General features: G+C 68.1%; 10 protein-coding genes. 6 read left to right on the forward strand and 4 right to left on the reverse strand.

Annotation, left to right across the window (positions count from 1 at the left end; all coding sequences use genetic code 11):
* The 3 genes from J1M36_RS00075 to glgC all read right to left on the reverse strand — a co-directional run.
* Nucleotides 1–933 (reverse strand): hypothetical protein (locus J1M36_RS00075; RefSeq protein ID WP_241246676.1); only part of this gene is annotated, 933 nt, incomplete at its 3' end.
* Between the two features lie 115 nt (nucleotides 934–1048).
* On the reverse strand, nucleotides 1049–3745 hold the full coding sequence (pepN, locus tag J1M36_RS00080; RefSeq protein WP_206478243.1) for an aminopeptidase N: 2697 nt from the start codon (nucleotides 3743–3745) through the stop codon (nucleotides 1049–1051).
* A 208-nt stretch (nucleotides 3746–3953) separates the two neighbouring features.
* Nucleotides 3954–5198: a glucose-1-phosphate adenylyltransferase gene (glgC, locus tag J1M36_RS00085; protein WP_206478244.1), complete on the reverse strand. Its 1245-nt coding sequence runs from the start codon at nucleotides 5196–5198 to the stop codon at nucleotides 3954–3956.
* A gap of 178 nt (nucleotides 5199–5376) precedes the next feature.
* Between glgC and glgA the strand changes: the two genes are divergently transcribed.
* The 6 genes from glgA to J1M36_RS00115 all read left to right on the forward strand — a co-directional run bounded on the left by glgA (nucleotide 5377) and on the right by J1M36_RS00115 (nucleotide 9949).
* On the forward strand, nucleotides 5377–6570 hold the full coding sequence (gene glgA, locus J1M36_RS00090) for a glycogen synthase (RefSeq protein ID WP_064845206.1): 1194 nt from the start codon (nucleotides 5377–5379) through the stop codon (nucleotides 6568–6570).
* Between the two features lie 77 nt (nucleotides 6571–6647).
* Nucleotides 6648–7106: a general stress protein gene (locus J1M36_RS00095; RefSeq protein WP_064845191.1), complete on the forward strand. Its 459-nt coding sequence runs from the start codon at nucleotides 6648–6650 to the stop codon at nucleotides 7104–7106.
* A gap of 367 nt (nucleotides 7107–7473) precedes the next feature.
* Nucleotides 7474–7962: a hypothetical protein gene (locus J1M36_RS00100; RefSeq protein ID WP_085106052.1), complete on the forward strand. Its 489-nt coding sequence runs from the start codon at nucleotides 7474–7476 to the stop codon at nucleotides 7960–7962.
* Nucleotides 7963–8591: 629 nt separating this feature from the next.
* Nucleotides 8592–8831 (forward strand): hypothetical protein, encoded by a 240-nt coding sequence (locus J1M36_RS00105; protein WP_206478245.1) that lies wholly within the window; start codon nucleotides 8592–8594, stop codon nucleotides 8829–8831.
* Nucleotides 8832–9122: 291 nt separating this feature from the next.
* Nucleotides 9123–9572, forward strand: coding sequence for a DUF3054 domain-containing protein (locus tag J1M36_RS00110; RefSeq protein WP_082943119.1), 450 nt, complete (start codon nucleotides 9123–9125; stop codon nucleotides 9570–9572).
* A 95-nt stretch (nucleotides 9573–9667) separates the two neighbouring features.
* Nucleotides 9668–9949 carry an Lrp/AsnC family transcriptional regulator gene (locus J1M36_RS00115; protein WP_155384267.1) on the forward strand — a complete coding sequence of 94 codons (282 nt, stop codon included), beginning with the start codon at nucleotides 9668–9670 and terminating at the stop codon, nucleotides 9947–9949.
* A gap of 113 nt (nucleotides 9950–10062) precedes the next feature.
* Here the strand turns inward: J1M36_RS00115 and trpD are convergent.
* A partial coding sequence (gene trpD / locus J1M36_RS00120; RefSeq protein ID WP_241246677.1) for an anthranilate phosphoribosyltransferase occupies nucleotides 10063–10971 on the reverse strand: 909 nt, incomplete at its 5' end.

Consider the following 10971-nt stretch of genomic DNA (forward strand, 5'->3'; position numbering starts at 1 on the left):
GGTCTGGGCGCCGGGGCGGTTGCGAGCGGCGTCGTCGTCGGTGTGGGCGGCGCTGAAACCACGGCGCCATTTCTTGGCGTTGCGCCCGCGGTCCGATTCCACGGGCACGTAGGCCGGGGGCACCTCGAAATCCTCGGCGTCCGGCAGCAGCTCGGGGACGTCGTTGGGCAGGTCCGTGAACCACTGCTGGGGGACCTCGGAGGCGCGGGCGGCCTGCAAGGTCATGGACACCTCGAACGAGGAACCACGAATCGTCCCCCACACGGCGGTGAGCAGATCCTGTTCGAACGCGTAGTGGATGATCGGGATGAACTGCTGGGACATCTGGGTAGAGAGCCGACCCACCTGTTTGCGTTCGTAGAGCACGTCCACGGTGTCGACGGTGAGCCCGTGGGAGTTCTTGACCTTGTTGACCTCGAGGGTGAGGATCACGCGGCCCTCACCGGAAGCTGGCACGATCGAGTGCAGATACTCGGCGAACTCCTGTTCGTCCAAAACCTTGATCGAGGAGCCCTGGGGCAGCACGGCCGATTGCGCGGGCGCGGTGTTGAGGGGGAACAGCAGGTCCGGGGGAGCGATGCCGATCGTCGCGCGCGCGGCGACCTCCGCCTGCCCGTCCTGGCGCTGCAACTCGGCCTCCAGGTGCAGCGGGACCACGGGGGTGTAGCCGGAGGCGATCACGCGTGAGAGGGGGTGCCAGTAACGGTGTGCGTCCCCGGAACTGAGGTGGGCCACCTTGTTCCCGCCCACGCGCACGGATACGGTGCGCGGGTCGAAGGGGTTGTCCGGTTCCAGGACCAGCGCGGCCGTCCCGGTCCACGTCTGCGCCCGGCCCACGGAGAGGCCTCCGAACACCCGCATGATCTCGGTGTCGTAGAAGTTCTCGGTGACGACGTCCAAGGACCCTCGGTCGTTGAGCGCGTAATCCCTCATGGTCTCCCTCGCAATAGCGCCGACGCGTGCTCCGCCGCGGCATCTCACCACATGCTAACCGTTGATCCCAACGCATCGATGTTCATCCGCTCGGTGGAAAGCAGACCCCCAGGGTTCACCGGGACAGGCACGCCACCTGCAGTTCCACGGCCCTTTCGGCGTCCGCCGCGAGTTCCATGATGATGCGTCGCAGGGCCCCCGGGGCGTCCCGGTGGGCGTCCAACCACGCGTGGGTCTCCCGCACCACGGGGTGTTCCTTCGGGTCAGACGACGCCGCCCGCACCTCGATCGCGCGCGGGTACAGTCCGCGCACCATGCGGGTCGCGATCTCCATGGAGTGGGTGCCCCACCATTCGGCGAAGTGGGCGAAGTACTCGGACTCGTAGCGATGCAGCACGGCAGGGGCCGCCAACTGGAAGCCGGAGATCGTGGCGCTCAGCTCGTCGTTGGACAGCTCGCCGGCCACGATCCGCTGCCACGCCTCGTCCTTGGCCCGGTCCGAGCGGATGGCGGCCACGGCCCGGGTGTAGCCCAACCGGCCGTCGCGGGTGGGATCCTGCGCGTGTTCGGTCTCCAGCTCGGAGACCGTGGCGTGACCCGTGGCGGTAAGCGCGGTGAGAAGGGACCAGCGCAGCTCGGAGGACAGGGGCAGACCGGCCACCGTGTCCTCGTCCCCGAGCCACTCCTGCACCTGACGGGCGTAGCTGCCGTCCCGCGCCGCTTCGCGGGCGAAAGCGCGCGCGAGTACCAGCTGCTCATCGGAACCCGCCTGCGCGGCCAGCAGGGCATTGCGCAGGGCCTCGAAGAATTCACGCCGCGAGGCGGTGCGGTACTGGTAGGGCACGTACTCGCCCAGGGCCTGACCCGCGTGGTCCAGCACGGTCGTGAGGATCGCCGCGTGACGCTCCGCACCGCACTCACGCGCCGCCATGGACACGTACTCCCGCGGGGACAGCCGGGCGTCGCGCACCGCGGCCCACACCTGCGAGTGCGCCACCGCTCGCGCGAGCGGGTCCTCGATCGCCCCCACCAGGCGGGTGATGGCCGCAAGCGATTCCGGGTCCGGATGGGCCAGGCAGTATGTGAGGTCAGTGTCGTTGACCAGCAGGAACGACTCGCCGTCCTGGGCCTCGCTGCTTGGGGCGTCGCCTAGACCCGTGACGGGAACGGGCGTGTCCGAGGCCGGCACCCGTACCTCGGTGCGCGCCGTGTTCACCACGGCATCGCCATCCCGCGTGTACCGGCCCACGGTCAGCCCGTGCGGACGCAACGACGCCGCTCGCTGGGTCAGCGTGGCGCTCGCCGCCGCGGTGCCGCCCCCTGCGGCGGGGTCACCGCACCCCGCGCCGTCGTGCGTGGCGTGTGCACCCGGCGCCTCGGCGTCGTTGTCCACCGAGCCCGGGAGGCGGACCTCCAGGACGGGGACACCCGTGGTGTGCAACCACTGCTGGGCCCACGCGCGGACGTCGTGATCGCTGGCCTCGTCCAGGACCTCCAGGAAGTCGTCCAGGCTCGTGTTCTCGAACGCGAACCGGCGGAAGTACGCACGGCACGCGTCCATGAACGCTTCCTCACCCACGAACGCCACGAGCTGCTTCAGCACGGAGGCGCCCTTGGCGTAGGTGATGCCGTCGAAGTTCTGCCGCGCGGCCTCCAGGTCCGGGATGTCCGCGACGATCGGGTGCGTGGTGGGCAACTGGTCCTGGCGGTATGCCCACTCCTTACGGGCGAGCGCGAACGTGACCCACGCGTCCGTGTACTCGGTCGCGTGCACGGACGCGTACGCGCCCATGAACTCCGCGAAGGACTCCTTCAACCACAGGTCGTCCCACCACCGCATGGTCACCAGGTCCCCGAACCACATGTGGGACATCTCGTGCAACAGCGTGTTCGCCCGCCCCGCCAACTGCGCCCGCGTGGCACCCGACGGGAACAGGTACGCCTCCGTGAACGTCACGAGCCCCGGGTTCTCCATGGCCCCCAGGTTGTACTCCGGCACGAACGCCTGCTCGTACTTCCCGAACGGGTACGCGAACGCGAACAACCGCGGGAAGAAATCCAGACCCTGCTTGGTGAGCATGAACAGCTCCTGGGTGTCCATGTACTCAGCGAGCGCCCGCCGGCAGTACAGCGTGAGGGGGATCGTCACGGCCTCGCCCTGGGGGTCGGTGCCGGACCACTCGTCGGTGAACCGGGCGTAGGGCCCCGCCAGGATGGCGGTAATGTAGCTCGAGATCCGCTGGGTGGGGGCGAAGTCGTGGGCCACCGCGCCGGGGACGTCGCAGTCGTCGGTGGTGTTCTGCCCCGTGGGGTCCCCGTTGGACGCCGCGAGCCACTCCGGGGGCGTGATCACGGTGAAGTGGTAGACGGCCTTGAGGTCCGGCTGCTCGAACACGGGGAACACCCGGCGGCAATCGGCGGGCTCGTACTGGGTGTAAAGGTAAACGGAGTCGTCCTGGGGGTCCACATAGCGGTGCATGCCCTCCCCGGAACGGGAGTACAGCGCGCGACCCACCACGTGCAGCTCATTGGCCGTGCCCAGCTCCGGCAACCGGATCCGCGAGCCCTCCACGACGTCGTCCACGTCCAACGACTCGCCGTTGAGCTCCACGGCGCTCACGGTGTCGTGGATGAAGTCGATGAACGTCTCCGCGCCGGCCTCCGCGGTGAAGCGCACCGTGACCTCGGTACCGAATGTCGTGGCGCCCGGCTCCCGTGCTCCCGAGAGATCCACCGTGACCCGGTAGTCCTCCACCCGGATCTGCTCCGCGCGCGTCATGGCATCTTCTCTGGTCAGTGAGCTGGCTCCCATGACCCCAGTGTAGGCATCCGCCCGCCCGCGCCCGCTTGCGGCCCGCTGGGCGTGCCGGGCAGACGACGACGCTGCCGTCGGCAACCGCGCGATACGGCGTCGTCGTCCCCGCCCGGGCTCCCGACCGCGCCCTCGTCCGCCCCTACGACGGCGGCCCCGCTCGCGTGAGCGGGGCCGCCAAGTGGGTGTCACGGAACGAGAACCGGACTCAGTTCTGGAAGCGGTAGTTCTTGGGCGCGATCGTCAACCCCGAATCCGTGACCGTGAGCCCGCGGGCGAGGTCGCGCTCGCGGTCCAGGCCCACCGTGAACCCGGGCGGGACGATCACGTTCTTGTCCAGGATGGTGCGGTGCACGGTGGCCCCGGCGCCGATCTGCACGTTCTGCATGAGCACCGATTCGGTCACGCGGGCGTCGTGCTCCACCTTGACCTTGGGGGAGAGCACCGAGGAGCCCACGTGCCCGCCGGTGATCAGCACACCGGGGGAGACGATCGAGTCGAAGGCCACGCCGGCCTGACCATTGGGCCCGCGCACCGTCCTGGCCGGCGGGGCCATGATCTGGTGGGTGTAGATGGGCCAGTCGTAGTTGTAGAGGTTGAACACCGGCAGCGGACGGATCAGGTCCATGTGAGAGTCGTAGTAGGAATCCAGGGTGCCCACGTCCCGCCAGTACTGGCGGTCGCGGTCGGTGGAACCCGGGACGTCGTTGTGGGTGAAGTCGTAGACCACGGCCTCACCGCGGTCCGCGAAGTGGGGCATGATGTCCCCGCCCATGTCGTGGTTGGTGTCCCCGCGCTCGTTGTCCGCGCGCAGCGCCTCCACGAGGGCGTCCCGGTCGAAGACGTAGTTGCCCATAGACGCGAGGAACGCGTTCGGGTCGTCCGGCAGGGGAGCGGTGGAGTCCGGCTTCTCCACGAACCGGGAGATCCGGGTGGGGTCCTGCGGGTCGGTCTCGATCACACCGAAGGACTTGACCATGTCCATGGGCTGACGCACCCCGGCCACGGTCGCCTTGGCCCCGGACTCGATGTGCTTGCGCACCATGTCCGAGAAGTCCATCCGGTACACGTGGTCTGCGCCCACGACCACCACGATGTCCGGATCGGCGTCGTCGATCAGGTTCATGGACTGGAAGATCGCGTTGGCCGAGCCCAGGAACCATTCCTTGCCGCGGCGCTGCTGCGCGGGCACCGAGGTCACGTAGTTGCCCAGCTGCGTGGACAACCGCCACGTCTCGGACAGGTGCCGGTCCAGGGAGTGGGACTTGTACTGGGTGAGCACCACGATCTGCAGGTACCCCGAGTTCACCAGGTTGGACAGCGCGAAGTCGATCAACCGGTACCCGCCCGCGAACGGCACGGCGGGCTTGGCCCGGTCCTCCGTCAACGGCATCAGGCGCTTGCCCTCCCCACCGGCCAGAACGATGGCAAGGACTTTCTTGTGTCGTGACATTCGTACCCCTCACTTCCCGAGCCAGTCAGAGCCCTCGCGGACCACAACACGGCGTCGTCTTTGACTGGTCTTCCCCGTCATTGTGTCCCACTCGGCAAGGCGGAACACCGTGTCGCCGGAAGTTTCGCGAACTTTTGCGCACCTGTGTGCGAGCAACCCCGTGCAGTACGCTCGCAGTGTGCGAGTAGACATCCTGAGCAAAGAGTTCCCGCCGACCATCTACGGGGGAGCGGGGGTGCACGTGGCCGAGTTGTCCCGCGTGCTCGCACCGCTCGTGGACCTCAACATCCGCTGCTTCGGCGAACCCCGGGACCCGGACTTCCATGGCGCCCAGGTGCAAGCGTATCCCGTGCCGGGTGAACTGGCCGATGCCAACGCCGCCGTGCAGACCCTCGGGGTGGACCTCACCATGATCGGGGACATCCAGGGCGCGGATCTGGTGCACTCCCACACGTGGTACGCCAACATGGGTGGGCACCTGTCCTCCCTCATGTACGACATCCCCCACGTGCTCTCCGCCCACTCCCTGGAACCCCTGCGCCCGTGGAAGGCCGAACAGCTCGGCGGCGGGTACCGGGTGTCCAGCTTCGCGGAGAAGACCGCCTACGAGGCCGCTGCCGCGATCATCGCCGTGTCCGACGGCATGCGCCGCGACATCCTCGCCTCCTACCCGGACGTGGACCCCCAGCGTGTACGCACCGTGCACAACGGGATCGACGTCAGCCAGTGGGACCGAGACGAGAACACCGACGTCCTGGACGAGTACGGCATCGACCCCACCAAGCCCTCCGTGGTCTTCGTGGGCCGCGTGACCCGCCAGAAGGGCGTGCCCTACCTCCTGCGCGCCGCTCTGCAGCTGCCGCCCGAGGTGCAACTGGTCCTGTGCGCCGGCGCCGCTGACACCCCCGAGCTCGGCGCCGAGGTCAACGCCCTCATCGACCAGCTCAAGACCGAGCGCGAGGGCGTGGTGCTCATCGAGAAGATGCTGCCCCGCCGCGCCGTGATCCAGATCCTCTCCCACGCCACCGCCTTCGCGTGCCCCTCCGTCTACGAACCCCTGGGCATCGTGAACCTCGAAGCCATGGCCTGCGGCGCCGCCGTGGTCGCCACTGCCACCGGGGGCATCCCCGAAGTCGTCGTCGACGGCGAGACCGGCCGCCTGGTCCCGATCGAACAGGTCACCGACGGCACCGGCACACCCTTGGACCCCCAGAAGTTCGTGGACGACTTCGCCGCAGCCCTCACCGACGTGGTCTCCGACCCCGACCGCGCTCACCGCATGGGTCAGGCGGGACGCACGCGCGCGGAGGAACACTTCTCGTGGGAGTCCATCGCGCAGCAGACCCTGGAGGTCTACCGCTCGGTGCTGTGAGCTCTAGATGCCGTGAGCCCGGTTGATATGGTGGAAGCGGGGCGTTTGCATCATACATACCAATTGTGAGGGGAATCATGGCCTACGAGATCCAGACCGCTGCCGCTAAATACGAGACGATCGCCCGCTTCCCCGATTACGCCGAGGCCCAGGCCGTCGTGGACACGCTCTCCGACCGCGAGTTCGATGTCTCCACCGTCAAGATCGTGGGCGAGGGCCTGCGCTCCGAGGAATACGTCACCGGTCGCCTGACCAAGGGCCGCGCCGCGCTCGCCGGCCTGGGTTCCGGCGCGTGGCTGGGCCTGTTCATCGGCATCCTGTTCGGCCTGTTCGCCCCGGCGTTCGGCTGGCTGTCCATCATCCTGTGGTCCGTGGTGATCGGTGCCGTGTGGGGCGTGATCTTCGGTTTCGTGGCGCACCTGGCCACCGGCGGGAAGCGAGACTTCAAGTCCGTGCGCACCACGGCCGCGGACACCTACCTGGTGCAGGTCCGAGCCGAGCGCGCCCACGAGGCCATCACGGTCCTCAACCGCTGACTCCCTGCCGGTCCGCGCCCTCCGGCGCCCTCTCGACCGGTTTGAATAATTGACGACGACGGGCGGTCACCCTTCCGGGGTGGCCGCCCGTGGTCGTGCGCGTTCCGGCACGTCGACTCCGTCGCCGCGCGGGCGGGGCCGCTTCGGCTGCAGAGTATGCGGGTTCGGATCGTCGTTCGCGCAGCAGGGCCTCGGTACAACGGTCAGGCCCGGCCGTCGGAGACGGACCATGGTCCCCAGCCCGTGGTCAGCCGTCGGCCGGGGCCGCAAGCACCCCGGAGAGTAGCGACTCGACGGCGACTGCGAACGCGTCGTGTGTCTCCTGCAGGGAGCGCGAGCGCACGCGGGGGATGGGGGAGCGGGCGACGTGTGTGTCGTTCTTCTCGCTTTCGCATGGCCCACGGCCACGTCCCGGGTGGAGAACCTGCCCGGGGCGGTAGTCGGTTCGCAGGAGCAGGTCGATGCTGTTACCCAGAAGATGCCCGAGCACCTGCTCGAGCTGCACCCGATGGCCAACAGTGAGGACGCGGTCAACGGGATCACGTCGCGGGAGGTGTGCGGCGGGATCGTGCTGGGGGAGCAGCCCGAGATCCTCACGGCGAGTGCGGCCAGCCCGGTGGCGTCCCAGATGCTCACGGGCGTGGAGACGAACATGCAGCGCTGGATCGACCAGCAAGTGATCGCGGGGATGCAACAGGCGCCGCAGAAGATGGCGTCGGGCGGCGGCGCGGCCCCGGTGGCCCTGGGGCTCCGGGACAAAGTGGGGGCGCTGCCTCCGGGGGTTTCGTGCAGGCCCAGCGTGGCTCGGGTGCGGGGCAGACGCCGGGAGCCACGGGGGCGACTCCGCCCACCGTGAGGGTCACGGACGTGGTGCCCCTGTCCGACGACGACCCGCGGGGGAGATCTGGGCACCGATCGGATGGCCGGCGCTGGGAATCATCCTGACGGTGCTGGGGCACCACAAGAAGGAGTGGGCGCTGCGGTCGGCCGAGGGCTGAGGGTGCCGGCGGGAGAGGCCCAGGGACCGTTCCGGCCACTCCACTTTCGGACTACTTTACATAATGTACATTATCGGTCATGGGGGTACGTTAGTAACGACGCGATATGGGGCGAACCCGATTCAGCCTCTGGGAGGCCTCAGATGGCCGTGAGCTCAGGCGGCGACTCGGCCCCTCGTCCCATGGGTCACCGGCTGAGCGACTCCATGCAAAGCTACGGGACGGCGCGTTGCGTGACGCTTTTGCTCAACGCGTCTAGATACACATCTCGGGTTTCTGCTCGTGTATGTACTCAGTCCGGCGACCTGCGTCATGATGAGGGCACACGCGCTCTGCCAGTACCGACCGTTCGACGTCGCCGAGCGGCTCGAATCCCTCGGCAGGATGCTTCTGGTTCCACCATGACGCGATGTTTCGGACGCAACGAAGCCCATTCTTCTCAAGACTCCAGCGCGGAATAGATTCCACAATACGAAACGATGCCACCATGGCACGGTTCATGATCTCCGTCTTCCACGATCCGGGCATCCAGTCGTCGGGTAAGGCGTGTCAGTCCGAGGACGACATGCAGCGCGCCTTCGAAGCGGTTGTCACCTTCAACCAGGATCTGCAGGACGCCGGGCAACTGGTCCTCGCCGGCGGCCTCACCCCGCCCGAGGCCACCCATACCGTCGATGCCACGGGTGCAGCTGGCGATCCCCCGCGGTGTTCCCCGGCCCGCGGGTGAGTTCGGGGCCCGCTCTGGGCGGCTGCTGGATCGTGGAGGTCGCCAGTGAGGCCGGCGCTCTGAAACTTGCAGCCAAAGCATCCGCGGCATGTGGGCAGCCCCTGGAGGTCCGTGCTCTCGCGGGGTGAAGACCCCCCGCTGCGGCGACCTCAGCTGGCCCAGTCCATGAGAGCGTCATAGCGCCTTGGGCCGGTTCTTAAAGTTATAGGTGGAACTCGAACTAAATCCTGCGATTCTCACTTTGAAATTCATCCGTTCGGAAGCTTCCAGAACCCGCCATAAACTGGAGACATGAGCTCACAACCCCGTCCCGGATCGGACTCCCGCACGTCAGTGGCCTCTCCCCCGCAATCGCCTCGATCAGCTCCTTCCGCCGAGCGAACCACGAGAGCCTGGCCCGTTTTCCTGGCCGTGGACCTGGGTCTGGTGATCGTCTTCGCCGCCATCGGGCGCTCAGCCCACGGTGAGGACGTCCTGGGCATGCTCACCACCGCGTGGCCCTTCCTAGCGGGGACGCTCATCGGGTGGCTCATGGCACGGGGAGCGCGTCGACCGGCGGCTGTGGTGCCCACTGGCGTGGTCGTATGGCTGAGCACCGAACTCGTCGGGATGCTCCTACGTGTTCTCACAGGCGATGGCACGGCGTGGTCGTTCGTTCTGGTCAGCCTGGTGGTGCTGGGAGTCTTCCTGGTGGGCTACCGCCTCGTCCTGGCGGGCGTGGCCCGAGTTCGTCGTCGCTGATACGGCCACGACTCCCCTGCCACCGGCCGCTCCGAGACGCCCGCCGCGCCATCGACCCACCGATACAGTGGAGTGACATCGTGGAAAGGAACCCCATGTTCACCGCCATCGTTTTGATCAAGACCTCGTCGGACCGGATCCCGGAGGTCGCCCAGGAGGTCTCGGACATCCGCGGCGTGACCGAGGTCTATTCGGTGACTGGTGAGTGGGACCTGATCGCCGTGGTTCGGGTGCACCAGCACGAACGGCTCGCGGACGTGATCGCCGATCAGCTGTCCAAGGTTGAGGGCGTGGAGTCCACGAACACCAACATCGCCTTCCGCACGTACAGCACGCACGATCTGGATGCGGCCTTCTCCCTGGGGATCGACGACTGACTCCCCGGCCGTAGCACGAACGACGCCGCTCCTCCGGAAACCGGGCGAGCGGCGTCGTCGTCAGATTGTGCGGTACCGCACGGACGGGCCGAGCGGGAGCGACGACCGGGTGGTCACCGCGCGGCGAACTCGACCCACCGGGTGAGGACGTCTCGCGCCGCACCCGAGTCGATGGACTCGGCCGCACGCCCAACGGCGGCCTCGAAACGTTCGGCGAAGGGAGCATCGGCGCTCTCGTCGATGGCGACGAGCCCGGCGGCGGCATTGAGCAGCACCGCGTTACGCACGTGCCCCTGCAATCCGTCGAGGATGTCGCGCACCACGCCGGCGTTGTAGGCAGCGTCCTGGCCGCGCAGATCCTCGATCGTGGCGCGCGGCATGTCCAGGTCCAGGGGCTCGAGCGTGTGCTCGGTGGTCCGGCCATCCCGCACCTCCCAGATCCGGGACGGCGCCGTGACGGTCAACTCGTCGAGCCCGTCACCGCCGCGGAAGACGAGCGCGCGGTCGCCACGGTTCTGGAACACGCCGGCCATCAGCGGCGCCAGGGCCTCGTCCGCGACACCGATCGCCGATGCCTTGACCTTGGCCGGATTGGTGATCGGGCCCAGGAAGTTGAATGCAGTGGCGACCCCGAGGGCCTTGCGTGCGGCGGCCGCGAAGCGCATGGACGGGTGGAAGGTCTGCGCGAACAGGAAGGTGATCCCCACCTCGCGCGCGGCGCGCTGGACGCGCTCGACGGGCATGTCCAGCTGCACGCCCAGGGCCTCCAGGACGTCCGCCGATCCCGATTTGGACGACGACGCCCGGTTGCCGTGCTTCACGACCCGCACCCCCGCCCCCGCGCACACCAGGGCGGACATCGTGGAGATGTTGACGCTCGAGAGGCGGTCCCCGCCGGTGCCCACGATGTCCAGCGCCGGGGCGGGAACGGAGATGGGGCGGGCGTGAGCGACCATGGCGTCCGCGAGACCGTTGAGCTCGGCCACGCTCTCCCCCTTGGTGCGCAGTGCCATGAGGAAGCC

Origin of the sequence: Kocuria sp. KRD140 (assembly GCF_017168375.1) — a bacterium.
Classification (GTDB): domain Bacteria; phylum Actinomycetota; class Actinomycetes; order Actinomycetales; family Micrococcaceae; genus Kocuria; species Kocuria marina.